This is a genomic window from Mesorhizobium sp. B2-5-7 (assembly GCF_006440875.1).
Classification (GTDB): Bacteria; Pseudomonadota; Alphaproteobacteria; order Rhizobiales; family Rhizobiaceae; genus Mesorhizobium; species Mesorhizobium australicum.
In genome coordinates this window covers 43,597-69,603 of the sequence record NZ_VFUO01000005.1, presented here as the reverse complement: position 1 = coordinate 69,603, position 26,007 = coordinate 43,597, and the positions used below count along the sequence as shown (strand labels likewise).

General features: G+C 60.2%; 24 protein-coding genes and 4 pseudogenes. 7 read left to right on the top strand and 21 right to left on the bottom strand.

Going from position 1 to position 26,007, the window contains the following annotated elements; translation table 11 throughout:
* Positions 1 to 42: 42 nt before the first annotated feature.
* From FJ543_RS21460 to FJ543_RS21445, 4 genes are read left to right on the top strand one after another with little or no spacing between them, the layout of a single operon-like run.
* Positions 43 to 741 carry a fumarylacetoacetate hydrolase family protein gene (locus FJ543_RS21460; protein WP_140876947.1) on the top strand — a complete coding sequence of 233 codons (699 nt, stop codon included), beginning with the start codon at positions 43 to 45 and terminating at the stop codon, positions 739 to 741.
* 32 nt (positions 742 to 773) lie between these two features.
* On the top strand, positions 774 to 1,418 hold the full coding sequence (maiA, locus tag FJ543_RS21455; RefSeq protein WP_140876945.1) for a maleylacetoacetate isomerase: 645 nt from the start codon (positions 774 to 776) through the stop codon (positions 1,416 to 1,418).
* Between the two features lie 29 nt (positions 1,419 to 1,447).
* Positions 1,448 to 2,551 carry a cupin domain-containing protein gene (locus FJ543_RS21450; protein WP_140876943.1) on the top strand — a complete coding sequence of 368 codons (1,104 nt, stop codon included), beginning with the start codon at positions 1,448 to 1,450 and terminating at the stop codon, positions 2,549 to 2,551.
* The gene (locus tag FJ543_RS21445) at positions 2,548 to 3,117 is read left to right on the top strand and encodes a maleylpyruvate isomerase N-terminal domain-containing protein (protein WP_140876941.1); all 570 of its coding nucleotides are present in this window, start codon (positions 2,548 to 2,550) and stop codon (positions 3,115 to 3,117) included. The genes FJ543_RS21450 and FJ543_RS21445 overlap by 4 nt, the downstream gene beginning before the upstream one ends.
* Positions 3,118 to 3,239: 122 nt before the next feature.
* Here the strand turns inward: FJ543_RS21445 and FJ543_RS21440 are convergent, their stop codons facing one another.
* The 5 genes from FJ543_RS21440 to FJ543_RS21425 form a co-directional block, all read right to left on the bottom strand.
* Positions 3,240 to 4,958: a GMC family oxidoreductase gene (locus FJ543_RS21440; RefSeq protein ID WP_140876939.1), complete on the bottom strand. Its 1,719-nt coding sequence runs from the start codon at positions 4,956 to 4,958 to the stop codon at positions 3,240 to 3,242.
* A 190-nt stretch (positions 4,959 to 5,148) separates the two neighbouring features.
* Positions 5,149 to 6,597, bottom strand: a complete 1,449-nt coding sequence (locus tag FJ543_RS21435) for an aldehyde dehydrogenase (RefSeq protein WP_140876937.1) — start codon at positions 6,595 to 6,597, stop codon at positions 5,149 to 5,151.
* 339 nt (positions 6,598 to 6,936) lie between these two features.
* Positions 6,937 to 7,089: a hypothetical protein gene (locus FJ543_RS31515; protein ID WP_181174034.1), complete on the bottom strand. Its 153-nt coding sequence runs from the start codon at positions 7,087 to 7,089 to the stop codon at positions 6,937 to 6,939.
* Between the two features lie 308 nt (positions 7,090 to 7,397).
* Complete coding sequence (locus FJ543_RS21430; RefSeq protein WP_140876935.1) at positions 7,398 to 7,811, bottom strand: ester cyclase; 414 nt, start codon at positions 7,809 to 7,811, stop codon at positions 7,398 to 7,400.
* A gap of 161 nt (positions 7,812 to 7,972) precedes the next feature.
* Complete coding sequence (locus FJ543_RS21425) at positions 7,973 to 8,857, bottom strand: LysR family transcriptional regulator (protein ID WP_140876933.1); 885 nt, start codon at positions 8,855 to 8,857, stop codon at positions 7,973 to 7,975.
* A 161-nt stretch (positions 8,858 to 9,018) separates the two neighbouring features.
* Here FJ543_RS21425 and FJ543_RS21420 point away from each other — a divergent pair, with 161 nt between their 5' ends.
* On the top strand, positions 9,019 to 10,668 hold the full coding sequence (locus tag FJ543_RS21420) for an ABC transporter substrate-binding protein (protein WP_140876931.1): 1,650 nt from the start codon (positions 9,019 to 9,021) through the stop codon (positions 10,666 to 10,668).
* Positions 10,669 to 10,698: 30 nt separating this feature from the next.
* The gene (locus tag FJ543_RS21415) at positions 10,699 to 11,676 is read left to right on the top strand and encodes a zinc-binding dehydrogenase (RefSeq protein WP_181174033.1); all 978 of its coding nucleotides are present in this window, start codon (positions 10,699 to 10,701) and stop codon (positions 11,674 to 11,676) included.
* A gap of 183 nt (positions 11,677 to 11,859) precedes the next feature.
* Here the strand turns inward: FJ543_RS21415 and FJ543_RS21410 are convergent, their stop codons facing one another.
* The 11 genes and pseudogenes from FJ543_RS21410 to FJ543_RS21360 all read right to left on the bottom strand — a co-directional run bounded on the left by FJ543_RS21410 (position 11,860) and on the right by FJ543_RS21360 (position 19,838).
* Entirely contained in the window at positions 11,860 to 12,306 is a 447-nt protein-coding gene (locus tag FJ543_RS21410; RefSeq protein WP_181174032.1) for a hypothetical protein, read from the bottom strand.
* A gap of 22 nt (positions 12,307 to 12,328) precedes the next feature.
* A pseudogene (locus FJ543_RS21405) lies at positions 12,329 to 13,091 on the bottom strand (IS1595 family transposase); the annotation flags it as partial.
* Between the two features lie 58 nt (positions 13,092 to 13,149).
* A pseudogene (locus FJ543_RS21400) lies at positions 13,150 to 13,323 on the bottom strand (Tn3 family transposase); the annotation flags it as partial.
* 37 nt (positions 13,324 to 13,360) lie between these two features.
* The gene (locus FJ543_RS21395; RefSeq protein WP_140876925.1) at positions 13,361 to 13,573 is read right to left on the bottom strand and encodes a hypothetical protein; all 213 of its coding nucleotides are present in this window, start codon (positions 13,571 to 13,573) and stop codon (positions 13,361 to 13,363) included.
* Positions 13,574 to 13,579: 6 nt separating this feature from the next.
* Positions 13,580 to 14,797: an FAD-binding oxidoreductase gene (locus FJ543_RS21390; protein WP_246678848.1), complete on the bottom strand. Its 1,218-nt coding sequence runs from the start codon at positions 14,795 to 14,797 to the stop codon at positions 13,580 to 13,582.
* Positions 14,798 to 14,943: 146 nt separating this feature from the next.
* Positions 14,944 to 15,297 carry a cupin domain-containing protein gene (locus FJ543_RS21385; protein ID WP_140876921.1) on the bottom strand — a complete coding sequence of 118 codons (354 nt, stop codon included), beginning with the start codon at positions 15,295 to 15,297 and terminating at the stop codon, positions 14,944 to 14,946.
* 23 nt (positions 15,298 to 15,320) lie between these two features.
* Positions 15,321 to 16,001, bottom strand: a complete 681-nt coding sequence (locus tag FJ543_RS21380; protein WP_140876919.1) for an ABC transporter permease subunit — start codon at positions 15,999 to 16,001, stop codon at positions 15,321 to 15,323.
* 1 nt (position 16,002) lies between these two features.
* Positions 16,003 to 16,713 (bottom strand): ABC transporter permease subunit, encoded by a 711-nt coding sequence (locus FJ543_RS21375; RefSeq protein WP_140876917.1) that lies wholly within the window; start codon positions 16,711 to 16,713, stop codon positions 16,003 to 16,005.
* Positions 16,714 to 16,772: 59 nt separating this feature from the next.
* Positions 16,773 to 17,591 carry a transporter substrate-binding domain-containing protein gene (locus tag FJ543_RS21370; protein ID WP_140876915.1) on the bottom strand — a complete coding sequence of 273 codons (819 nt, stop codon included), beginning with the start codon at positions 17,589 to 17,591 and terminating at the stop codon, positions 16,773 to 16,775.
* 44 nt (positions 17,592 to 17,635) lie between these two features.
* On the bottom strand, positions 17,636 to 18,436 hold the full coding sequence (locus FJ543_RS21365) for an amino acid ABC transporter ATP-binding protein (protein WP_140876913.1): 801 nt from the start codon (positions 18,434 to 18,436) through the stop codon (positions 17,636 to 17,638).
* A 1-nt stretch (position 18,437) separates the two neighbouring features.
* On the bottom strand, positions 18,438 to 19,838 hold the full coding sequence (locus tag FJ543_RS21360; protein WP_140876911.1) for an aspartate aminotransferase family protein: 1,401 nt from the start codon (positions 19,836 to 19,838) through the stop codon (positions 18,438 to 18,440).
* Between the two features lie 930 nt (positions 19,839 to 20,768).
* On the opposite strand from FJ543_RS21360, the gene FJ543_RS21355 reads away from it, so the two are divergent.
* Positions 20,769 to 21,245, top strand: coding sequence for an Lrp/AsnC family transcriptional regulator (locus FJ543_RS21355; protein WP_140876909.1), 477 nt, complete (start codon positions 20,769 to 20,771; stop codon positions 21,243 to 21,245).
* Positions 21,246 to 21,477: 232 nt separating this feature from the next.
* Here FJ543_RS21355 and FJ543_RS21350 read toward each other — a convergent pair.
* The 5 genes and pseudogenes from FJ543_RS21350 to FJ543_RS21330 form a co-directional block, all read right to left on the bottom strand.
* A pseudogene (locus FJ543_RS21350) lies at positions 21,478 to 22,276 on the bottom strand (aminotransferase class III-fold pyridoxal phosphate-dependent enzyme); the annotation flags it as partial.
* Entirely contained in the window at positions 22,183 to 22,962 is a 780-nt protein-coding gene (locus tag FJ543_RS21345) for a phosphotransferase (RefSeq protein WP_246678847.1), read from the bottom strand. The gene FJ543_RS21345 and the pseudogene FJ543_RS21350, both read right to left, overlap by 94 nt.
* 161 nt (positions 22,963 to 23,123) lie before the next feature.
* Positions 23,124 to 24,578 (bottom strand): aldehyde dehydrogenase family protein, encoded by a 1,455-nt coding sequence (locus tag FJ543_RS21340; RefSeq protein ID WP_140876905.1) that lies wholly within the window; start codon positions 24,576 to 24,578, stop codon positions 23,124 to 23,126.
* The gene (locus FJ543_RS21335) at positions 24,575 to 24,766 is read right to left on the bottom strand and encodes a hypothetical protein (RefSeq protein WP_181174031.1); all 192 of its coding nucleotides are present in this window, start codon (positions 24,764 to 24,766) and stop codon (positions 24,575 to 24,577) included. The genes FJ543_RS21340 and FJ543_RS21335 overlap by 4 nt, the downstream gene beginning before the upstream one ends.
* Positions 24,767 to 24,822: 56 nt before the next feature.
* A pseudogene (locus tag FJ543_RS21330) lies at positions 24,823 to 25,992 on the bottom strand (alanine racemase).
* Positions 25,993 to 26,007 lie beyond the last annotated feature (15 nt).

The following is a 26,007-nucleotide window of genomic DNA, read 5'->3' as shown; positions in this document are numbered from 1 at the left end:
CGCGATGCCCGCCCGCGCCCGGCCTGATTAAAGGAGTATCCAGTGAAATTCGTTATTGCCCCTCCTCGCCAACCGTCCGTTGCCGTGCAGGGCTCAGAAGATCGCTTTCCGGTGCGGAGGATTTTCTGCGTCGGCAGGAATTATGCCGCGCATGCAAGAGAGATGGGAAAGGATCCAGACCGGGAAGCGCCATTCTTCTTTGCCAAGCCGGCCGATGCCGCCGTGGATAGCGGCGTAAGCGTGGCGTATCCCCCGAGAACATCCAACTTCCATTACGAGGCCGAGCTGGTCGTGGCGATCGGCGTTGAGGCTACCAATGTCGACGTGGAAGATTCCCTCAAGCACGTATGGGGCTATGCGGTCGGAAACGACCTGACGCGCCGGGACATCCAGCTCGAGGCCCGCGATAAGGGCCGGCCCTGGGATGAAGGCAAGGGCTTCGACAATTCCGCCGTCATCGGCCCGATCCATTCTGTCGCGACCGCCGGTCACCCGTCCTCGGGCTCGATCAAGCTGACCGTCAATGGCGAGACGAAGCAGGACGCCGATCTCCAGGAGCTTATCTGGTCGGTTCCCGAGATCATCTCGATCCTGTCGCAGTCCTTCACCCTCAAGCCAGGCGACCTGATCATGACGGGCACGCCCGCCGGCGTCGGCGCCCTTTCTCCGGGCGATACCTGCGTGGTGGCGATCTATGGTCTCGGCAGCATTTCCACCACGATCGGCTCCAAGGCGGCGTGATATGTTCACGATCGGCCCCAAGGCGGCGTGATATGTTCAAGCTGCACAATTTCTTCAGGTCCTCGACGTCCACCCGGCTCAGGGCGGCGCTGAAGTTCAAGGGTCTCGACTACGACTACATTCCCTATGTGCTGAGGCGTGGAGATACCCGTACGGCCGACTATCTCGCCATGAACCCCGCCGGCCTTGTTCCCGTGCTGGAGCGCGAAGACGGATCGTTCATGACCCAGTCCCTTGCCATCATCGAATGGCTGGACGAGACATATCCCGACAAGCCGCTGCTTCCCGCCGATCCAGATGCCCGGGCAAGGGTCCGTGCCCTTGCCTTCATGATCGCATGCGAGGTGCACCCGCTGAACAACCTGCGTGTACTGCAATATCTGGGCGACGCGTTCGGCGCCGGCGACGATGCCCAGAAGGCCTGGTTCGTGCGTTGGGTCACGTTGACTTTCGACGCGCTCGAGGCGTCCTTGTCGAAAGATGCGGCCACCGGCATTTTTTGCCACGGCGAGGTGCCCACCTTGGCCGACATCTGCCTCTATGCACAGGTCTGGAACAACAAGCGTTTCGACATCGATCTCCAGGCCTGGCCCACGATCGCCGGCATTTTCACCCGGCTCGATGCGATTCCGGCTTTCAGAGACGCCGCGCCGTTGGTTCAGCCGGATGCCAGATAGGCCGCCAAGCCCGACGAAGGAGAACTTTCATGGATGACACGGCAGCGAAGCCCAAGGCACATTCCATGCAGCCTGAGGATACGCCCGAACTGCGCGAACTTTATGCCGGCTTCGAGCGGGAAAACATCAAGCCGCTCTGGACGCAGATCGGCAACCTGATGCCGAAGCATCCCAGGCCACGGGCCGTTCCCCATATCTGGAAATGGGCAAACCTCTTGCCACTGGCGCAGCGCTCGGGCGATCTCGTTCCTGTCGGGCGTGGCGGCGAACGGCGGGCGCTCGGCCTCGCCAATCCCGGCCTTGGCGGCCACGCCTATATCAGCCCGACCCTGTGGTGCGCGATCCAGTACCTTGGCCCGCGCGAGACCGCACCCGAACATCGACATTCGCAGAACGCCTTCCGGTTCGTCGTCGAGGGCGATGGCGTCTGGACCGTGGTCAACGGCGATTCCGTACGTATGAGCCGCGGCGATCTGCTTCTTACGCCTGGCTGGTACTTCCATGGCCATCATAACGACACCGATCATCCGATGGCCTGGATCGATGGCCTGGACATCCCGTTCTCATTCCAGAACGATGTCGGCTTCTTCGAATTCGGCGCCGAACGCGTGACGGATTATGCAACACCGCGCTTTTCCCGTTCCGAGCGCCTTTGGTGTCATCCCGGTTTGCGCCCGCTTTCAAAGCTTCAGGATACCGCCAATACCCCCATCGGCGCCTATCGCTGGGAGCACACGGACCGCGCACTGACCGAGCAGCTTCTGCTTGAGGAAGAGGGGCAGCCCGCAACGGTCGAACAGGGCCATGCCGCGATACGCTACGTCAATCCGACCACCGGCGGTGACGTCATGTCGACGATCCGTTGCGAGTTCCACCGCCTGCGCGCCGGCGCCCAAACCGCGCCCCGCCGCGAAGTCGGATCGACGATCTTCCAGGTTTTCGAGGGACGCGGCGGCGTGGTGATCGACGGTACCGAGCATGGACTCGACATCGGCGACATTTTCGTTATCCCATCCTGGGTACAGTGGTCGCTTCAGGCCGAAACGCAATTCGACCTGTTCCGCTTCTCGGATGCGCCGATCGTCGAGCGCCTGAATTTCGGGCGGACGCTGGTCGAGGGAGCGCGGCCGTGAACGAGGCGGAGGCACGCGCGGAACTGCGTGCCCGCCAGGGCGCAGGCGCGCGCTATGATGCACCGGGTGCTCCCGCCAGGTCACTCGACCTGGCCAGGCGCGGCACGGCCTATTTCGCGCGGCTGGTCAACAATCTCGACGACGAGGCGCTTAGTGGCTCGTCCCGCATCGATGAGAAGAACCGGCGCTGGCTCATTGCCTCGATCGGATTGCAGGCTCGCATGCTTGCCGAAAGCGTCGGCTGGGCGCGCTCGAATACGGCGTTGGACATCCTGCCCTTCCATCTGACGGTTGACCCGGCCGAGATCGATCTCGCCGCCACGCTGCCGGCCCAGGCATTGCGAAATCTCCTTGCGCACTCCGAGGTTCACCTCAACGTCGAATGGCGTGACCTGACCGATGATGGTTGGCAGTTGCAGGTGCGCGACGCAGTGGGCAACTCCATGCTCATTACGGATACGCCGCTGCTGCGAGCGCGTGCGCTCTGGCGAACCGCATTGGAGCTCGATGCCGGCGGACGGCTTGCCGATATTCCGGCCTTGTTGCGGGATGCTCCGAGCGCCTGACTGATAGGCTTCCCAAGGCAGCGATGCTCTATCCGCATGCCTGAACCTGTCGTACAATTTTCGAGAGAACCCGTGGAATCTCCGGCTGGCGCCTACGGTACAGGCGCCAGCATCGTTGACGATCAGGCCGCGAGGATTTCGGCCATGCGCTGGCCGATCAGCACACAGGCCGGCATCGTCGGTACGGCGACAATGCGCGGCATGATCGTGCTGTCGGCAATCCGCAGGTTGCGGACACCGTTTACACGCAGTTGGCTGTCCACCACCGCCTTGTCGTCCTTGCCCATGCGGCAGGCACCGGATGAATGGAAATACGTCGTGGCGCCGTCTCTGACGAAGGTCGCGAGGGCTTCGCCTTCGAGCTTCTTGCCGGGCGCGACTTCACGGACCACGAAGGGTTTCATGGCGCTGGAATTGGCGATCGAGCGTGCGATGTCGATGCTGTTGGACAACGTCTTGACGTCGTCGGGGTGGCTCAGGAACTGCATATCCACAACAGGGCGATCGTCGGAATTGCTGGACTTGAGTTTGACCGTTCCGCGGCTCTTCGGTGTCACGAGACCCGCGCAGAGCGCCCAGCTGGTCGGCGGTGGGGCATATTGCTTGGCGATGACCTCACTAGCATAGGGGATTTCGATCTGCACGATGCTGACATCGGGCAGTTCCAGCGATGAGTCCGTCTTGTAATAGCCGGAGATATTGGCGGCGCTGTTCTTGTATTCGAACGCCGCCGGCGCTTCATACAGGCAGCCGCCGTGGAGGATGTGGTCCTGAACGTTCTTGCCGACCTCCGGCGAACTCACCAGGGTCTTCAGATCGACGGCTTTCAGATCGGCCTCATCGCCGATGCCACTCAGCATCAGCAGCTTCGGCGTGTTGAAGCCACCCGCAGCCAAAATGATCTCGCGATCCGCGGCGACAGTCAGCGGCTGGCCCTGATGGACGCATTCGACCGCGACCGCGCGGTCACCATCGAGCACGATCCTGTTGACCTGGGTATTGATGAGAAGCGTCACATTCTCCTGGCCGAGCACCGGGTAGAGGAATGCTCGGGCCATGTTCTGGCGGCGGCCATCCTTGATGATCTGGTTCATGTAGCCGAAGCCGTTGCCGGTGATCTCGCGATCGCCGTTCAGGTCGTCGACCACGGGCAGGTTTACCTCGCGGCAACCCTCGAGCACGCTCGATGCGAGCGGCAGCGGGTCGGCGGCCGGCTGCACCCAGACAGGACCGCCCTTGCCACGGAACTTCTCGTTCGGTGTGCCCTGCCAGTTCTCGACCCTCTTAAAGATTTCGAGACCATGGTCATAGCTCCATTTGTCGTCGCCGCTCTCCGAGGCCCAATGGTCGAGGTCAGCCTTGAATGGACGCGCCCAGATCGTCGCGTTGATGCTGCTGCCGCCGCCAACGACCCTGCCCGTGTGTTCCGGGATCGACCGGCTGTTGACGCCAGCGCTCGGAATGGCAGCATCGCCCCAGTCGCGCTCGGTGCCGAGATTCGTAAACCAGACGCGAGGATCCTGCACGGACGGCGCAGTATCCCAATCGCCTGCTTCGATCACCAGAATCTTGGCGGAACTGTTCTTGGCTAGCGCGCCGACAAGCGAGCAACCGCTGCTGCCCGTGCCGACCACGATGTAATCATAGCTTTTCCCCAACGAAGCACGCCGCTTGTCCTGGTTGGCGCGGATCGCGTCGAGTTCATCGGCGAGCGCCTGAACCCCAGAAATCGCAAGCACGCCTGTTGCAAGCGCTCCCCTTACGAACGTGCGGCGGCCGATTCGCCCCGTGATGAGCGAGTGCTCGAATGCCTCGAGCTGCCGGTCTTTCTGATTTGCCATTTATGTCCTCCCAATATGGCGCACTGCGCGCGCGAGCGCACGACAACTCCCCAGCGATGGGCGCAGCCCTTCGCATCGCCGGACTCAACCACGCTTCGCCTGAACACGGGCATCAGCCCGTGCCCCGATCGACCTGAAATTGCCCTGCATTGAAATCCCCGCGGAGGTCATCCGGGGAGACATGACAGGATCAGAACGGATAGCCCTGACCGCTGCTTTCAATCGTCAGCCACTTCAGCTCGGTGAATTCGTCGATCACGGCGCGGCCGTCGAACCGGCCGAATCCACTGGACTTGGTGCCGCCATAAGGCGCCTGCGCCTCGTTCTGCACGGTCGAACCATTGATGTGGACCGAGCCGGTATCGATACGGCGCGCCACGTCGATCGCGCGGCTGATGTTGGTGCCGAACACACCGGCGGACAGGCCGAATTCGGTGTCGTTGGCAATCCGCACGGCATCGTCGGTATCCTTGGCGCGGATGATCGACACGATGGGGCCGAAGGTCTCCTCGCCATAGATGCGCATGGCGGGCGTCACGGCGTCCAACACGGTGGCCTGCATCAGGTTGCCTGAGGACCGTCCGCCGGCAAGCAGGATCGCGCCCTTCGACAGCGCATCATCCAAGAGGCCGTTGAGACGCTTGGCCGCGTCCTTGCTGATGACCGGGCCGAGAACGCAGGCACCCTGGGCCGGATCTCCCGCCGGCAGAACCTTGGCCCGCTCGGTGAACTTGGCGACATACTCGTCGGCAATTTTTTCGTCGACGATGATGCGTTCCGTGGTCATGCAAATCTGACCCTGATAGAGGAAAGCACCGAACACGCCGGCGGATACGGCATCATCGACATTGGCGTCGTCCAGGACGACGAGCGGCGACTTGTCGCCGAGCTCAAGGATGCAGCGCTTGAGATGCTTTGCCGACTTCTCCGCGATGATGCGGCCCACATGCGTGGATCCGGTGAAATTGATACGACGCACCGCCGGATGGGCGATGAGCGCGTCGATGATCTCAGGCGCGTCCTTGGGATCGTTGGTGACGAAGTTGAGCGCGCCGACAGGGAAGCCTGCGGCATGCACGGCCTGAGCCATGATTTCATGCGTCCGGGGACTGGTCTCGGATGCGCGGAAGACGACGGTGTTGCCGCAGACCAGGGGATAGGCGATAGCGCGTGCCGCCAGAACCACGGCGCCGTTCCACGGCACGATGCTGAGGATGACACCGACCGGCTGGCGAATGGTCATGGACAGCGTGCCGGGCTTATCCGTTGGGATCGTCTCGCCCTGCAGCTGTGTTGCAAGCCCCGCAGCCTCCCGGAAGAGGTTGGCGGCAAGGTAGACGTTGAAGCGGGCCCAAAGTTCGTTCGCGCCGACTTCGAGCTTCATCGCGTTGACAAAATCATCACCACGCTTCTCGATCTCGTCCGCGGCTTTGAGCAGCAGCATCCGCCTTTGAAACGGACCGGACTTCGACCATTCGACAAAGGCTTCCTGAGCCGAATCCGCAGCGGCATTGGCATCCCTCACGCTGGCGGCGGCGCCACGCGTGACGACCGTATCAGACGCCGGACCCAGCCGTTCGAACGTCGCACCAGTTTCCGAACCCCGTTCTTCATTCCCGATATAAAGATGAGTATCCAACTTTTCCTCCCAATCATTTGTTCATTGGGTCAAGGCGGCCGTGTCCAGGCACGATCACTTTCCGGCGCTTTGCGTCCTGTGCAAATTCCCGACGCCAAACCTCTCCCCCTCGTTCCATATACGCTACATCTTTTTTTGTTTTGTGCAATGATTTTTATAATACGGAAAACATTGTGAGCTCGTCTGGCATATAGAAAGCTCTGTAACAACCTGATATGGCAACATTTTATAGGTATTCGTGCCTTTGCGCGTAAAATGCAAGCAGCTGTCCCGGTCCGGCGTTCCCACCGTGCCATCGGCGCGCTGACGCAACGCCCGCCCCTATCGGCAAGCGATGCGCTACAAGCACTCACATGCTGATGAAGGATTGATCGTCGCCTCTTCATCGACGACCTCCTGTGCATTGCCGCTCCACGCAACGCAGCCCTTCTCCACCACGTAGAACTGGTCGACGAATGTCGCGAGGCGCTTCACGTTCTTGTCGATCACCATGATCGACTGGCCCAGGTTGCGGAGTTGACCGACTTGGAGCGCCAGGGCGGCAATGATGGCGTGTTCCGCCTAGGGGCGCATCCAGAAGCTGGAATGAAAAGCAAGCGCCACGCGCGCCGAGACGCGCTTACCCAACGGCCCTCCCCGAGGAGAGAGCGGCGTGTTGGTGCACAGGTCGCGATGGCGACCCGCAGTCGACTGGGGACTCCCCGCTTATCGCGCCGCGAATCCAGGATTTTATTACCTTCAACCGCGCGACGGTGGAGGGCGAAAACGCGGCCTGCCTATGGTCTGGTCTCCCCTTGAAGCTAGGAGGGAAACGCGCCTAGCTGCATTAAGAGGCCGAGGATGTCGGGCTGACCGTATTCTTTGACGATCTTGCCATTCTCAAGGTGATAAATGTTCAGAGCCTGGACGCGGATCGTCTTTTGAGTTGGCGGCACGCCCATGAATGGTCCGGTATGGGTGCCGCTCATCGTAAAGCGGGCCGCGATCTTGTTCTCCTCGGCGATCGCCTCTTCCAAGGTCCATTGGATGTCGGAAAAGCCTCCTCGCATCATTGCGACGATCGCTATGTAGCCGGCAGGGCCGGTCATCGGCTCTGGCCTACCAGGGACATGGAAGATGGCATTCGGTGAGACGAGCTCGCTCGCCAGGTTTTCATCCGCCGAGTTGATGAATTCGACGAACCTGGCCATAAAAGAGGTAGCGGTGCTGCTCATAACAAACGTCCCAATTTGGCTGCAGCCGCGGTAGCGGCGATACTGAGAGATGTATGGTTGAAACAGGGCGGGATAAATCGCGCCAATGGTTGCTGACCTACAACAGATTCGCTCCAATTACACCCCGCGCGGCCTTAGGCAGGGGTTTTGCGATCGAGGCACTATCGTCCAAATTTGGCTACGGCGAAATCCAGAAAGCTCCGAAGCTTGGCGGTTATGCGGCGATCGGGAGCGTAGATCACATTGAGCGGTCGGGTCGGCGGGCGATAGTCCGGCAAAATCCCGACTAGGTCGCCGCTTGCCAGGGCCTCACTCACGATTTCGCTCGGTTGTAGCAAGACGCCTATCCCCGCCACAGCCGCGCATAGCAGGGGCTCGCCGTGATCGGCCATCACACGGCCAGATACCGGAACCACAACCCTTCCCTCCGGGCCGTCGAACGTCCAGTGCGTCCTCAACTCGGTGAAGGAAAAGCCAAGACACTCATGCTGTTGGAGATCGAGTGGGTGCCTGATGGGTGGATGTGTCTTAAGGTATGCAGGAGAGGCGCACAGAACCAGTCGGTAAGCAGCCAAAGGTCTGGCGATGAGGCCGCTATCGCCAAGTTCGCCGGTTCGAAACACCGCATCATATCCCTCGTCGATAACATCGACCGCTCTATTGGAAAGCGTCAATTCCACAGAAATCTGTGGATGGGCCTTCAGGTATTCCGGCAGACTAGGACTTAGGCTGCGTATCCCGAAGCTTACCGGTGCGTTTATCCTCAGCCTACCTGTTGGAACCGACTTTGTCTCCTCGGCTAACCCCTCTGCCATCTCAACTTCGGCGAGGATGTGCTTGGCTCGCTCATAATAGGCGCGGCCGAAGTCCGTTACGCTTTGCCGGCGTGTGGTTCGGTTTAGAAGGCGGACACCAAGATGGTCTTCCAACGCGCGAACGTATTTTCCGACGAGCTGCGGCGAGGTCGACATGGCTTCCGCCGCGGCTGAAAAGGAGCCGAGCTCCACAGCCTTAACGAAGACGGTCATGCCGGCGAAGCGGTCCATTTCAACACAATTCGTTTCAAGTGTTGCTCTCTTACGCCCACTTATCTCGAATACGTTTCATATGGAAGTGTCCCGGCCGGACTCGGTTTGAGATCCCGCATGACGGTTCGCGCGCGGGCGCATGACGGTTGCGCGCGGGACTGTGGCTTTAAGGAAGCAAAATGCCAATGTTTACGAGCAATTCCGACAAGGTTCCTGAACACATCTTCGCCTCGGCGGCATCTTGTCTGAATGGCCAGTTGGATCGTCGCGAATTCCTGGCACTGGCTAGTGCGTTCGGCGCATCGGCGCCTATGGCTTACGGGCTTATCGGTGCGTCGCTGACGCCGGCCCTGGCGGCGGAGCCCAAACGCGGTGGCACCTTAAAGGTCGCGATGTTCGTAAAGGATCCGAAGGACCCGAGGACCGCGGACTGGTCGGAGATTGCCAATGCACAGCGCCAGACGCTCGAGCCGCTCGTCAAATACACTGCCGACTACACGTTTGAAGGCCGTCTGCTCGAATCCTGGGAGGTCAACGCCGATGCGACGCAGTTTGTGTTGCATTGCCGGCGCGGCGCGATCTGGAACAATGGCGACCCGTTCACGGTCGATGACGTTATCTTCAATTTGCGGCGTTGGTGCGAGCGGGATGCCGCAGGCAACTCCATGGCCGGGCGGATGGGCACGCTCGTCGACCAGTCGACCGGCAAATTGCGCGAAACAGCGATCGAACGCCTCGACGACATGACCCTGCGCATTACGCTTCAGCGGCCGGACATTACATTCATTCCCAACCTAGCCGACTACCCGGCATTGCTGGTTCACAAAAGTTTCGACGAAAAAGGGGCAACTTTCAGCGCATGCCCGATCGGAACCGGACCGTTTGAGTTGATTTCCTACGACGTCGGCGTTCGCGTTGTCTTGAAACGTCGTACACATGGAAACTGGTGGGGTGGAGAGCCTCACCTCGATGGCATCGAGTTCATTGATTATGGGACGGATCCGAACGCAACCTTTGGGGCGTTCGAAGCGCACGAGATTCACACGAATTACGAGTCCCCGATAGACCAGCTGGCAGGCTTGGATGGACTTGGGCTGGTCAAAGGTGAGGCGGCGACCGCGGGGACTCTGCTGGCTCGCATGAATGTCACCAATAAACCTTTTGACGATCAGCGGGTACGCAATGCGCTGCAGTTGGCGGTTGACAACAAGGTTGTGCTCGATCTTGGCTATGGCGGCGCCGGCGACGTGGCCCACAACTATCATGTCTCGCCGATTCATCCCGAGTACGTCGAACTGCCCGCAGTCGGCCGTGACATCGACAAGGCCGCCCGCTTGCTTCAAGAGGCCGGTTGCACGGACTTTGAGTTCGAGCTGATCACGGCCGACGAGGACTTTCACCGCAACACAGGCGACGCTATCGCGGCCCAATTGCGTGAAGCGAAGATCAAGATCAAGCGGACCGTCCTGCCGGGTTCAACCTTCTGGAACGACTGGACGAAGTACCCGTTTTCAATGACGACTTGGAACATGCGGCCACTCGGCGTACAGGTCCTTGCCGTCGCGTACCGGACGGGCGAGGCGTGGAACGAAAGTGCGTGGTCAAATCCTGAATTCGACTCCAAGCTCAATGCCGCACTGGCCATTCCGGATGCCGAGAAGCGCAAAGGTTCGATGAAAGAAATCGAGGCCATGCTGCAGGATGCTGGAATTCTGATCCAGCCCTACTGGCGGAAACTCTACAAGCACTGGGTTCCCGCCCTCAAAGGTGTGCGGGTCCATCCAACGCAAGAACATGAATACTTCGACGTCTGGCTCGACGAAACCTGAACCTGAGAACCACCCGTTATGCAAAGCGAAATGCGATCGATCGTCGTCAGCCGCTACGGCGGTCCGGACGTCCTTGAGTGGAAGGCCGTTCCGGTCCTTCCGCTAGGCGCGTCGGAGATCAGGATCAGGACCATCGCCGCCGCGGTCAATCACACGGACCTTGAGGTAAGGGCGGGCAATTGGCCTATCCGCAAGCCAGACCCCTTTCCATACGTGCCGGGCGTTGAAGTCGTCGGCGAGGTCGTTGAGACCGGAGGCCTGGTGGCGCGCGCACTTATCGGCCAAAAGGTGATCACGATGATGCAGGGCCTCGGCGGGGTCCGGGCCGATCGGCCCGGGGGCTATGCCGAGTTCGTCACAGTCGAAGCCAACGCGGCAGCTCAACTGCCCGTTGGCACGGATCCGGTGGTTATGGCAGCGATTGGGCTGGCCGGCGTCACCGCGCACGAGGGTTTGCGCCCTCTTGGACCTCTAAAGGGACGGCAAGTCATGGTCACCGGCGCGGCGGGCGGCGTGGGCTCGGCGGCGGTTTCACTTGCCACCGCACTGGGCGCACATGTTCTGGCCATCGTGTCGCGGCCGGAGCAGGCTGATTATGTTCGCTCGCTGGGGGCGGGACGCGTCCTGGCTTCAAAAGCCGGTGAACTGTCTCTGGTCGAGCCGGAAAGCGTCGATGGCGTTTTCGATACGGTGGGAGCTGCCGTCTTTGAGACATCGCTCTCCGCCCTGAAACCTGGCGCGACGTTGTCCCTTGTTGGCGCGGTAGGAGGTAGTGATGTCCGGTTCGATCTCTGGAACCTGATCCGGCCGGTATCGCTGACTGGGTACTCATCAGAGAGCCTTGACGGGACGGCACTTGAAGTTGCCGTCGCAACGCTGGCACGCCTCGCCGCCAAACGAGCTATGCAGACGCCCAAATGGACAACGATGCCACTCTCTGATGCTTCCCGTGCCCATGCCGCGCTCGAACAGGGGGGGATCAAGGGGCGTATTTTGCTGGTCCCTTAAAGGCTGCCGATACCGACGCGGCGATCCCGCCGGTTAACTTTCGCGCGAGAGATCGTTGGTCTTGACGCTTAGTTGGCGAAGCAATCGATGTCGCGGTCACGGAGGGAGTAGCGGAGCCGCTGGTCCACTTTGATCGCCGAGTGACCACCATCTGCTGACAGGGTTGCGATCCTGGTGGGCCGCTCAAGGACTCTCGGTGTTCTTCGCACGGTGGGCGACAAAGGCCTTCAGGAGCTCTGCATGATCAGTCTGAATGGCGGAGATGACCGCATCGATAAGGCGGCCCCATATTGCTTCCGGATCCTTGAGCGCCGCCGTGTCGGTGAACCCGGCGCAGGAAACCGGATCGCGCGTATTGTACCAGAGGGCGATGCCGGCATCGCTGCATCTATCCTTGAGTGCCGCTACTTGGTCCAGGCGATCGAAATAGATCTCGCACAAGGCAGGGCAAAGCTTGAACAACAGGTCGAGTTGCCTGTCGGCGTCCGGATGGTCGAGGCGGGCCTTGGCCATGAAAAGAACGCCGTGTGGTTCCACCTCCTTGCGGATCCAGGAGAGGTCTGCCTCCGTCTTCAGGTCGCCCCAATAGTCGACCTGCCTGTCAACGCCCATTGAGCGGGCGAGCGCCATGACCTCCGGCAGCATCTGCCGGTGCTTGCTTCACGGTCTCGTGCTCGGCGAAGCTCTCGCCAATGGACATGAATGCTTTCCACTCGTCACTCATCAAATGAGCCCCCAATTCGATCCGCGTTTCAATGACGCGTTCGCTTGCTCGCGAAGAGAGGTCGGCCACGATCGTGGCGCGCGCGTCACCTGCAGACATGCCAGGGGTGATGTCATTTGGCCGCTGCACCATTGCCAGGACCGGCGCTTTCTCCGTATTCGCCTGACCTTTCCGAGCCTCGCCCGGGCGGCGGATCGTCTGGATGCTTCTTTTGGCGGCCACCGAGATGGAAATGATCAATCTCGACTGTCCCATCGAGCATGTGTTCTCGCGCCATCATCAAACGCAGAGCATGTCCCATCCGCCAAGCCGTCGGCTGGCTCACTCCAAGGCTCTCAGCGAGCCGAACCGAGGACAAGCCCTTGTCCGATTGCAGGATCAGCCACATCGCCTTCAGCCAGACACGCAAGGGAAGCTTCGTGGAGTGCAGCGGCGTGTGCGTTGTAACCGTGAACTGGAACCGGCAGTCACCGCTCGAACACTGATATAGTCCCGGTCGAGCCCGCCGCTTGCCCATGTCACGACCGGCTATGGCGATTGAGCGCTTATATCCGCAGGAGGGACAAATTCGACCTTCCGGCCACACCATGCCTTCCAACAATCTCCGACAATGTTCCTCATCGCGGAAAGCCATGACCATCTCTTCGATTGTTCGGATCCTGGCAAGCATTTCGGTCATGGTCTCATGCATTCAGGCCTCCTTCGAATAAGGCCAACGAATCGCACTAAACAGCCGTTAGGCGGGAACTCTAGGCAGCCCGCTGCAACCCAACTGGAAGCCGAAGCGACCGGAAACCTTCCGGCAGATGCTGCTCGCTATCCCAGGTGTAAATGCCTGTCAGATTGATATGCTCCCAGCTCAGCGGCGAGATGTGCTTGAGCAGGTGATCCGGAATCTCGCGGCGCACGTTGCGTAGGTGGGTTGCGGCGGGCTGCCTAGAGTTCCCGCTTCGTTCGCCGTTAACGTACGATTTCGCACTGCTCTTGTTCCGACCCCTTAAGGTTGGGATACCGCCGAAGGTTTTCCGGCACTTTCCAGGTCATGATGAAACGGATGTCCTCGTCGCCGATGGCGTCAGGGCCCATGCAGAACCGAACATCCGGCAGGTGCTCCGAGAACACCTCGGCAAACACGGCCCCTCGGGTTGCATCACAGAGGAACAGGAACGCCATACCGCCTCACGCATCCTTGCGACGACGTAGCGTCTTCCGGTCGTGGCGCTCATACATCCAGTACACAAGCGGAATGAACCATGGTCGGCCGCGGTAAAACGGTACGGCCTTGGGAGCCTGATCGAAATCGAAAGCCGAGCGCGGCTGCTCGGCGTCTTCGAGGATCTTGAGCGCCGCCTTCTTGCCGAGCCACCGCGCCCACACGATGCCGGAACCGCAATAGCCAGTCGCGTAAATGGTGTTGCCGCGTGAAAAGATGCGGGGGATCATATCCCGGTGCATGGCGACATTCCCGAACCAGCTATGCGTAATGCCGATATTCTTTAGTTCCGGGAAAAGTCTGGCGAGCTCCGTCCGCAGATTGACGGTCGGCGTGAGCGGATCGCCTGCGGTCGTGCCGTCGCGTCCGCCGAACAAGATGCGAGACCCATCGGGCGACGGGCGGTAGTAGTAACTCAGCTTGCGCATGTCGCTGTACATCATGCGCGCGGGCATCAGCCGGTCCATGACCTGCTTGTCTAGCGGTTCGGTGGCTACGATTCGGCTGCGAACCGGCACCAAGCGGCGGCGTAGCCATGGATCGAACCCGTCGGTGTATCCGTCGGTGCATACAAGCAGCTTCTTTGCCAGTACATCGCCGCGTTCGGTGGTGACCCGCACGCCTGCCGTATCGCTGACCGATCCCAGGACAGCGGTGTTCTCGTGCAGTATGGCATCGGCCTCGCGCGCGACCCGGATCATCCCGGCGAGCAACTTCGCGGGCTGAAGGCCGCCGATGTCCATGCGGACCATGCCACCAACATAGAGGTCGGTTCCGATATACTGCCGCACGTCCGATCCTTTGACGGCGAAGGTCTCGATGCCAAGGCTGTCGTGGAGAAAGCCCGCATGGCGCCGGAGCTCTTCTGTCTCTTCGGCGGTCATCGCCCCTTCGAATAAGCCGGACAGCGTGAAGTTGGCCTCGATACACTCCGGGGTGAGAAACCGCCAAAGGTCCTGCCGCGCGGTCTGGCCTTCCAGCAGGATGCCGTTCGCCCTATCCAAACCGAAGCGACGGATCAGTTCCTTGCGGCTAGGCCTGATGCTGCCGCTTGCCATGCCACCGTTACGGCTGGAAGCCGCCTGGCCGAGCGACTGGCGATCGAAAAGCTGGACGTGCTTGCCTGCCCGCGCCAACTCGATTGCGGCGGAGAGACCAGTATAACCGCCGCCGACGATCGCCACGTCGCAGCTCCGATCGAGTTCGCGCCTAGGCAAAGGCGGAAAGGCACAATCGTCCCACCAGTATGGCGTCGATTTAATCGTTTTGGAAAGCGTCTGTGTCATGAACCGGTACTGCTGCTGGTTGCAAAGGAAAGCTCGGGAGCCGACTAGTCGCGACTAACCCAGAGCTTGCGCGTGGTTTCGATGACCTTCCAGACGCCGGTGAAACCCGGATGCATGACAAAGGCGTCGCCGGCCGTGATGCGACGCGGCTCCTTCCCGTCCTCTGTCAGTTCGGATACGCCTGACAGGATAACGCAGACCTCGAAAGTCTTGCCCTTTATCGAGCGATAGGCTCCAGGCGTCGCCTCCCACACTCCGGACTGAACTATTCCGTCGGCGGTCTGTGCGATGTCCCAACTAAGAAAGCGCGGATCGCCTTCGATCAGCCTGTCCGGAGCAGGCTTGCCTTCGCGGGGTTTGGGCAGGTTATTCTGGTCGATGAAAGTGAGGTTGGACATGGTCTTTCCTTTCAGGACTGGTTCTAGCCAGGGATGGCCAAACGGCGTTCAAGAAGTTTCATCGACATCAGCGCAATGACGCTGATCACGAGATAGAAGGCGGCGGTTATGACGAAGATAGCCATCACTGCGAACGTTTCGCTCATCAGGCGCTTGGCGTAGCCGGTGATCTCCAGGACCGTGATCGCGGAAGCCAGGCTCGATTCCTTGACGATGATGGCCACCTCGGTGCTGTAGGCGGGAAGTGCCTGTCGCAACGCCAGCGGGAACTTGATACGAAGGAAAATGTGCCATGGCTTCATGCCGCAAGCTTCCGCCGCTTCGATCAGCCCCTTGGGAAGCGAGTTGAAGGCTGAGCGGAAGGTCTCGGCGGTGTAAGCGCCCGAGTTCAGGACGACGGCCAGGATGGCTGCATGGAGCCCATCGCCAATCATCCACCACAGAACCGGGTTGTGCCGGATGAAACTTACCTGGGCCAAGCCGTAGTAGATCACGAAGATCTGCACCAGCATTGGCGTGCCGCGAAATATCGCGCAATAGGCGTCGCAAAAACCGCGAAGCATCCGGTTTTTCGATCCGCGCGCAACGCCGACCAGCACTCCCAGCGGCAGACCCAGAACAATGCCGAAGACTGAGATGATAAGCGTTATCTTGACGCCCTCGAGCAGAAACGGGAACGCGTAGGCCATGATGCCCAAGTCCATGTCACATCCCTCCGAAGCCGCGGTTGAGGCCCCGTTCGATCCTCGAGAATGCGGTTTGGCTGGCGAGCGTCATGGCGAAGAACAGCGCTGCGGCAATGCAGTAGAAAAATAGCGGCGACCGGGTGATGCCGGCGGCGATTGCAGCGGTCCGCATCAATTCCTGCAGGCCGACGACCGAGATCAGCGACGTATCCTTGATCGTCATCTGCCACACATTGTTGATTCCGCCGAGCGCGAGCCGCAAGGCGAGCGGAAACGTAACGCGAAAGAAGGTCACCATTGGCGGAAGCGCCAGGGAGCGAGCGGCTTCCAGCATGCCGGAGGGCACGGCCTGTAGAGCGCCGCGGATGACCTCGATCGAGTAGGCACAGGAGATCGAGGCAATCGCTATGACGCCGACGATCATCGGATAGGCATTCTCTGCGACTTGCTCATAGCCGAACGTCCCCGCGACGGTTCTCACCCAGCCCAAGGAGCCGTAGAACAACAGGTAGATCACCAGCAGTCCTGGGATACCGCGGATCAGGATGCTGTAGGCATCCACCATCTGTGAGACGACCATGACCTTCTGCCAGCGCAGGATGGCCAGTGGAGTCGCCACCACGAAACCGAGAAGCATGCCGAGCAGCCCGATCGCTATGGTCACTGCACTGCCCCGCAGGAGAGCCAGCGCCCAGCCATGCTCCACCATCAGAACCCAGAAATCCTGCATAGAGGCCCCCCATCCGCCTGCCTTGGGCGACGCCAAGGCAGGCCGCTACTATCGAAGGATCACTGCTTGCAGGGAATGGTGTAGTCGTCCTGGAACCACTGCATGGAAGCTTTTTTGACCGTGCCGTCGTTAATCATCTTGCACAGGGCCACGTCGATCTTCGCCTTGAGGTCGGTGTTGCCTTTGCGTATCCCGACGCCCATGCCTCGGCCGAGGACTTCCGGATCATCCGTGGAAATTATCTTGACGTCGACTTTCGCGAAGTTCGCGCCGTCCGGCGTTGCCAGGAAGTCGACCCAGGTCGGTGAATCTCCGAAAGCTACGTCGATGCGACCGCTAGCGAGGTCGGCCGTCAACTGGGTGACGGCGTCGTACGTTTTCAGGTCGACGCCCGTCATCCGCTTTTCTATGAACCTGGCATAAGTAGTGCCTGTGGGGACACCGACACTTTTGCCAACGATCGCCTTCTTGATTTCATCAAGGCTTTTCAGGCCGGCCAGCGGCGAATCCTTCGCAACGACGAAGTAAAGAGGTGTCGTTGCGTAGGGGATCGAATAGTCGATCTTTTTTTCTCGCTCGGCCGTAATGCCAAGACCTGAGATGATGACGTCAAATCGGTCGCTGTCCATTGAGGGCACAAGCGAACTGAACGTCTGGACGACGAACTTACACTGGACCTTCATTTCGGCGCAGATCCCATTGGCGATGTCAGCGTCGAAGCCGGTGACGTTGCCGCTTGGGTCGGCCATGCTGAACTTTGGCGCGTCGCCTTCGGTGCCGATTCGCAAAACACCTTCCTCGGCCGAGGCCATGGTCGCCGCCCCGGCGACCAGCAGGCCGGATGCGAATGCGGACTTGATTAGTTTGCTGATGTTCATCTCAGTTCCCCTTGTTTGATTCTTGATTGTCCCAGCGCCTGTCTTCAGGCATTGGCCGGCATAACGCTCGAAAGAAACCGCTTCACCGCTTCGCTCGCGGGGTTTCGAAACAGTTCTTCCGGCGTGTCATCCTGCTCGAGGCGGCCCTTTTGCAGGAATAGCATTCGGTTCGACAGCTCCCTTGCGAACCGCATTTCGTGCGTCACGAGGAGAATTGTCGCACCCTCCTCCGCGAGCCTGCGTATGATCTTCAAGACCTCTCCGACCAGTTCCGGATCGAGCGCGGATGTCGGTTCATCGCACAGCATCAATTTCGGGCGCATCGCCAGGACGCGCGCGAAAGCGACGCGCTGTTGCTGGCCGCCCGAAAGCTGTTGCGGGTAGCGGTCGCGGAAGGTTTCCATGCCGACCTTCGACAACGCCCACAGCGCAGTCTCTTCTGCTTCCTTCCGCGACAGCCTGAGTACGCATACGAGCGCCTCGGTCACGTTGCCGAGAACGGTGCGGTGCGGCCAGAGATTAAAGTTCTGGAAAACCATTCCCACGTGGCGTCGAAGCCCTCTGACCGCAGCTGCGTTGACAATCTTCGGCTCTCCGCGCGCGTCGGTGGTCACAGAGATGGCCTCTCCCAGGAATTCGATCTGCCCGGAAGTCGGCGTCTCCAAAAAATTAGTGCAGCGAAGCGCGGTGCTTTTCCCACACCCCGACGACCCGATCAGCGAGACGACCTCGCCCTGCCTTACGGTGAAGCTAACTCCGTCCAGCACCTTCGTGGCGCCGAATACCTTAGCGAGATCTTTGACCTTGAGGACTTCGGCCGCACGTGAGATCTTGCGGTGCAGCATGTTAACCGGCCACCGCGCCTTGCGCATCCATGTCTATGAGCACGCTGTCCACAGCCGCCTTGGCAATACTGACCATCTCATCGATCTCCGCCTCCGTCATGACCAGCGGCGGCGCAAAGCCTAGGATGTCTCCATGCGGCATGGCGCGAGCAATGAGGCCTCGGTCGCGGGCTGCCTGCGAGATGCGTGCGCCAACCTTCAGCCCCGGATCGAAAGTGGCTTTTGTTCCGCGGTCGGCGACGAACTCCAAGGCTGCCAGCATGCCAATGCCCCGAACCTCGCCGACGATAGGATTCTGTACGAACTCCGCCTTCAACCGGGCAAGAAGATAAGCACCTTTCCGAGCCGACTGACCGGCAAGATCCTCGCGTTCAACGATGTCGAGGACGGCGTTCGCCGCAGCAGCGCTGATGGGATGTCCGGAATAGGTATAGCCATGCGAGAAGGCGCCGACGCGCGGCGTTGCCTCCTCCATGACCTCATAGACTTTCTGTGACACGATGGACGCCGAAAGAGGCGCGTAACCCGATGTCAGGCCCTTGGCGACGGTTACCAGGTCGGGCTCGATGCCGTAGAGGTCCGATCCGAACATGGCACCGGTGCGCCCGAAGCCGCAGATCACCTCGTCGGCGATCAACAGAACGTCGTATTTGCGTAGCACAGCCTGGATTTTCGGCCAGTATCCGATCGGCGGCGGCGTGATGCCACCGGTCCCCAGCACCGGTTCGGCGATAAACGCGCCCACGGTATCCGGGCCTTCACCCAGGATGAGCGCCTCCAGTTCATCGGCGCGCCGCGCCGAAAAGTCCTGCTCGGTTTCTCCCGGATGCGCACCGCGATAGAAATGCGGGACGCCGGTGCGGAGAATGCCGGAGACCGGCAGATCCATGTGGTCGTGATAGAAACTCATTCCCGTCATCGAGCCAGAGACGACGGAACATCCATGATATCCGCGTTCCCGCGCGATGATTTTCTTCTTCTTCGTTTTTCCCCGCAGGTTATTGTAATACCAAACGATCTTCGCCTGGGTCTCATTCGCATCCGAGCCGGACAGGCCGTAGAAGACTTTGGACATGTTGCCCGGTGCCATCCTGACCAGCCGGTCCGAAAGCCGCGCAAGTTCTTCCGTCGTGTGCGCCGCATAGGAATGATAGTAGGCGAGCTTGTAGGCCTGCCGGGAAATCGCCTCCGCGACCTCAGTGCGGCCATAGCCGATGTTGACGCAATATAGGCCGGCAAAGCCGTCGATATATTCCCGACCGGTGGCGTCTTGAATCGTGACGCCCTTTCCTGTCTCGACGATCGTAGGATCGACCCCGCCGGATGCATAATCCTTCAGATAAGTGAAGGGATGGAGCACCGTCCTGCGGTCCATCTCCGCAATTTCAGCAACATTTACCATTCGCCATTGTCCCTACGCAGCCACGCCGCGCCTGCCGTGAGGCACGTCTTCCGACATATCGACTCGTTGAGTGAAGGCTAATGGAACGAGTGCGCTGATTTTGCGATGAAACCGGAACAATGACGCAGGATTCCTGCCTTGTTTTGCGCAGGATGCAGAAATCACGCAGCAGGACAGTCACGCGGATTGACCGTTTGATGGGCGCCCGCAGACGCCCAACCATCACACAACCGAAGCCTCGGCCACATGATACGCCTTTCCGGCACTGGGGTGCTAAGGCGCCTCAAGCACTCGTGACTCAGGGGCGAGCGCGGCGGACATCACCCTCGCAAGCCGAAGACCGTCTGCGGTCCGCCCGCTGTCATGGTTGCGGGCTCTCTGGGAGAGCTCCATGAATCGCCGACTTCGGGCAGGCTGGGTTTCGTCGACGGGGCGGCCCAATCACAAGCGACATATCTCATGGCTTGGAATTTTACCCAAACGTGAAAGAGCACTCGAACTGGCAGGTTCAACAGACCCCATGTCGACGGCGTTTTGTAGCTAGACAGAGGGACAGCGACTTTCGGCCGGTTCGCTCAAGAGGCGAATGAGACGGCAGTTCGTGCTGGTTTTTGCGACCGGCAGATCGAGGTCCTGCGGAATGAGCACGCATTGCGGCACATTCTGCCATGCTGTTGGGCCTACCTTTGATCTACAAGGCAGTTTGATGGGAACGAAGGACATCGATCGCGTAGGCCGAACTCGCTGACTTTGAGTGCTGCGGCGCGCTTGTCGATTTCCAAATGGCGGTAACTGCCAAGGATCTATTCGACCTCGTTCTGAAGCGACCCCGCATCCAAGGCACCGCGATTCGCATTCTGAGGACGACAATCTGCAGCTTTCTCGGGGTCATGTGATCGCGATCAACAAATCAAATGTGCGGGAATGTTTATGCGGCTTGACCAACTTGACGCACGCCTGCTGAGAATGGTGCAGACACACAATCGCCACACGAGCGAGGAACTCGGCGATATGGTGGGCCTTTCCGCCACTGCGGTGCAAAGGCGCGTCAAGCGCTTGCGGGATGAGGGAGTGATCGAGGCCGACATCTCCGTCGTAAAACCCAAGGCCGTCGGCCGTCCGATCGCAATGCTGGTTTTGGTGTCTCTCGAACGTGAGCGTGTGGATATAGTCGACCGTTTCAAGCAGTCCATTCGACACACGCCGGAGGTCATGAATGGCTATTATATAACCGGCGATGCGGATTTCGTGCTGATCGTCACGGCCAAAAGCATGGAAGACTATGAGAGTTTTACCCGCAAGTTTTTTTATGAGAACCCAGATATTAAGGGGTTTAAAACAATGGTGATCATGGACCGTGTCAAAGTCGGCTTTTCCGTTCCGATCGACCCCGATGATTTCTCATGATCTTGGATGAAGGGCGCTGTTTGGCTTGAGGAAATTTGTGCTGGATTTTGCTTACGACGCCGAACCGGCCTGGGGACGCTTCGCTCATTGTGTAATCAAGACTGGCTCGCGTAAGCTGATCGACACCCGCTAGCTGCCCGTTTTCGGCAGCTCCGTCGTCACGTGTACGAGCACACGCTGGCCGGTTTCTGAACGGCGGGCAGACAGGGAATGCCTAACGGCTCGCCCGCCTCTAGCCTGTGACCTTGAGCAGCGCGCGTTTCATGGATGCAAGGAAAAGGTCAACATGCTCGGCTTCGCAGACGAGCGGAGGCCGCACTTTGAGTGAATCCTCGTTGGCGCCTGTCGTGCTGACAAGCACCCCGTCGTCGCGCAGTGCGTTCACGACATCCAAAGCCATTGCACGCCGGTCCGCCGAGGGCGCGCTCTCAGGCCCAATGTCGACGCCCAAAAAAGCCCAGCGTTTCGGATTCCGCGAACCCCGCAAGGCTGCTGCGCGACTTTCTCCAGCCCGGCTCGAAGGCGCTGACCCATGGCATGCGCTTTCTGGGGATCTGATCACGCTGCAGGATTGTCAGCACGGCGTCCGCCGTCGCTATGCCAACTGTATTTCCGGCGAAAGTGTTCGAGTAGCGAGATGTGGCACCAAATTGCTCCATCGGTGCTCTGCGACCAACAACAGCGCCAATTGGAAATCCATTGCCCATCGGCTTGCCGAGGGTAACCAGATCCGGAGCGATCTCGTGCCGCTCGAAGCCCCACATATGAGCCCCGGTTCGTCCGAAGCCCGGTTGAACCTCGTCGGCGATGATGAGACCACCTGCCTCCCGCACCGCCTCAACGCCACTGGCAATGAAGCGGGGAGGATCCACCCAAACGCCATCACTGGAAAAAATACTGTCGATGAGCAGGGCCGCGACGCCAATGCTGCGAGGGTTCAGATCCACAATGGCCGAACGGATCTGCGCCTCGAAAAAGTCCGCTGCCTGCGATTCCGGCACACCGGAAAGAGATGAGATCGCCAGTAGTTGATCAAGATCAGTGCGCTTTGTCGCGCCCGCATCAGTCCGACGAGCAGCCTTGCTTCCAGCGCCGAAAGGGTAATGACAGAGGCATAGCCAGCAATGAGATGTTCGGCGCCACCCAAAGGAAGTGTCGCATCCTTTACAACATGACTTGCAGCGATCGCCAGATCCTGGATCCTGGGGCTCCAGCAGCCATCGCCGAAATCGATAAAACCCATTCCCCGCTTGGTCACCATCATATTGGACGGGCTGCGATCATTATGCGTTACCTGCCACGCCACATCCGAGATTTGCGGCTGAACAAACTCGGTATACTCGCCCATCGCGACGCGAACGCAGCCGGCGACCGTCCCGGAGGGCAGGTACTCCTGCAGTTCCTTCAATCTCGACCAGCAACCGACATGCCATAGAGCGGGACGGTGGGCCGCGGGCACGCTGACCCGATCAAGAGCTAGGTCCAGTTGGGCCAGAGCGCTGCCGGTTCGAAAAAGCAGGTCGCGGGTGGGCATCGCCTGATGCAGTGGCATCCCTTCAATTCGGGTCTGCAGATAGCCGCATACTCCCCCTTGCTCGAACATCAATGCGCCGTTGGTCGTGCGGACCACTTGGGGTGCGACAAAGCCTCTTGCCCCTTCCAATCCGGCTATGGTGCCGGATTGAAAACGACAGCTGTCGACCGCCTCTGGTCGCATCGACGTCCTCATGATTAATCGGCGGCCGTCCGTCCCTTAGCGCCACCACTGCCAACGGAAGAATGCGAAGATAGTGCCCCTGGATGCGGGGTGCCCATTGAAGGCGCCTGTTGGCATGGATGGCGCAGCCGGCGCGCCTCTGCACCGGGCAAAGCTGTCGCCTAGAAATATCCGAGGATGGATTTTACCTCGAGATATTCCAACATGCCCTCGATCCCATATTCACGTCCGTTTCCGGACTGCTTGAAACCGCCAAACGGGGCGTGCGGATCCCAGGCCGGGTAATTGAGATGAACCTGGCCGGAGCGAATGCGCGACGCGACGTCCCTGACGACATCCAAGTCCTCGCCCTGCACATGGGCTCCCAAGCCGTACACCGTATCGTTGGCGATACTTACGGCCTCCTCGACTGTGTCGTAGGGGATGATGCAGAGAACTGGACCGAAAACCTCTTCCTGTGCAATGCGCATTCTAGTGCGCACGTCCGAAAAGATCGTCGGCTTCACAAAGAGGCCGACGTTCAGATCGTGTGCACGACCCGGCCCGCCGATGACGAGCTTGGCTCCTTCCGATATGCCGACGCCGATCATGGTTTGGATGCGTTCGAATTGGGCACGGTTGGCAATTGCCCCATGAGTTGTGGCTTCCGAAAGAGGATCTCCGACGACGACCTGGGCCGCGGCCCTCTTGGCGATTGCCTCGATCTCGGACAGCCGCTCGCGTGGCACGATCATGCGCGTCGGGGCGCTGCATGACTGGCCGAGATTGCGGAAGGCGGCGGCTATGCCCACGGAAACGGCGCGGTCGAGATCGGCGTCAGGCAGGATCACGTTGGGGGACTTGCCACCCAGTTCCTGCGCGACACGCTTGACGGTCGGCGCTGCCGCCTGGGCCACCGCAATGCCCGCGCGGGTGGACCCGGTAATGGAGATCATGTCGACATCCGGATGGGATGCCAGACCAGCACCCACGCATGCACCATCACCTTGCACCAGATTGAAAACTCCGGCAGGGAAGCCGGCCTCCTCGATCGCCTCGGCGAACAGAAGAGCGTCCAGGGGGGAAAGCTCGCTCGGCTTCAACACGACCGTGCAGCCTGCAGCGAGAGCCGGCGAAACCTTGGCGGTGATCTGGTAAAGTGGCCAGTTCCATGGAGTGATCAAGGCGCAGACACCGATCGGTTCGTGGGTGATGGCGGTTTGCCCCCGCTGCTTGACGAAGGGAAAGGCTGTCAGCACATCACGCGCAACCTTAACATGCGCGATAGCCAGCGGCACCTGAGCGCTGCGCGCATAGCCGATCGCCGCGCCCATTTCGAGGGTGAGGCATTGAGCCAACAGTTCGCCGCGGGCCTCCAGCAACTCTTGCAGGCTATCGAGCAGACCCGCGCGGTATTCTGGCGTGGTCCGGCTCCAGGTGGCGAATGCCCTTCGAGCCGCTGACACGGCTGCGTCCACGTCCTCGCTATTGCCAAGCGGAAACTGGCTAACGACCTCTTCTGTGGCGGGATTGATGACGACTCCCGGCGCGGTGCCGCGCGGCTCGGCCCATCGACCTTCGATGAAGAACTTGTCCAGGTGGCCGTTGCGCGACAGGTGTTCGAGGGGCGTCATCACCCGATAAGGTCCTTCATGCGGTAATAGGCACCGAGAACCGGCAGGAACAAGGTACGCCCCAAATAGCCGGGGATCGCCGGCCAGTTGAAATCCTTCCAGGGATTCAAGTCGGGGCGCCCATCCATAACATCAGCCGTGGTGCTGCCTATCAGCGTCGACATATCCAGCCAGTAAGAGGTAAACTTCATTTTCTTGACCACCAATGCTGATTTGATTGGGCGAAATCCGAGGCATAGTTGCGCGCCTACCAGCCGCGCATCCGCTCCCAACGCGCTTCAATCCTGGTGCTGTCCCCGTTAACGACGCTGTAGAAATCATGCTGGGCGGCCATCGCACATGCGTGGTTGGGCAGAATTCGGATCCGAGCCCCGAGCGGCACTCCGGCATGGACTTTCGAGAGCCGGCACGAATGGCGAGGATACCGTGTTCTTGGCTGGCCTGGGCCACGATCACATCTTCAAGCACCCGCCCCTTCTCGTCGCAGACCACACCGTAAACCCTGGTCGATCTGCTGGTTTGCGGTTCCCCGGTCGCGCGAAAGTGCCATCCACCCGGCATCAACCAGCACCCATCCCTTTTCCGGCTTGGAGCCGATCACCGTGGCCAATACGGACATCGCGATATCGTCGCGGTCGCAGACGCCAACCCCGTGCTGAACGAGATCGAAGAACATGTAGACCCCGGCGCGCAATTCCGTGACACCCTCGAGATTCTGGGCGAAATGCGCGGTTGGCGTCGAGCCGACGCTGACGATCGGACAGGCATGGCCATGGGCGCGCAAGACTTCAGCTGCGCGCACGGTGGCTGAACGCTCATTCTCTGCTGCCCTGACCAGTGCATCGGGTGTGTTCAAGCCGTAGGATTCGCCCGCATGAGCGAGCACCCCGACGAGCTTGGCACCGGCAGCGACGACGCTGCTGGCCACGTCGGGCAATCTCGGGTCGTCCGGCTTCAATCCGCCGCGATGGTCATCGCAGTCCAGTTCGATGAACACCGATGGCGCCATGCCGGTGGCTTGGCGCGCGTCGGCCAAGACATCGACCTGCTCCACAGTATCGAGCAACAGCTTCACATCAGCGCCGGTACGGCGACAAAGCTCCATGGCGCGCCTGGCCGAAGCCGGCGAGATGCCAACCGCATAAGTGATGTCGCGAAAGCCGTGGTCCGCGAAATATTCCGTCTCGGCGATGGTCGAGACCGTGATCGGACCGGGCTCGCGAGGGAACGCGTATCGGGCGACGTCGATGCTTTTGGCCGTCTTCATATGGGGGCGCAGCACCACGCCAAGCTTCTTGGCACGCTCAGCCAGCCGTTGAATGTTGCGTTCGAGCCGTCCGCGATCCAAAAGCAGCGCTGGGGTAATCAAGGCGTCGAACGTCTCGGTCGTCTCGCTCGCTGCCAGGTTTGCCGCCATCTTGTTCATTCTCGT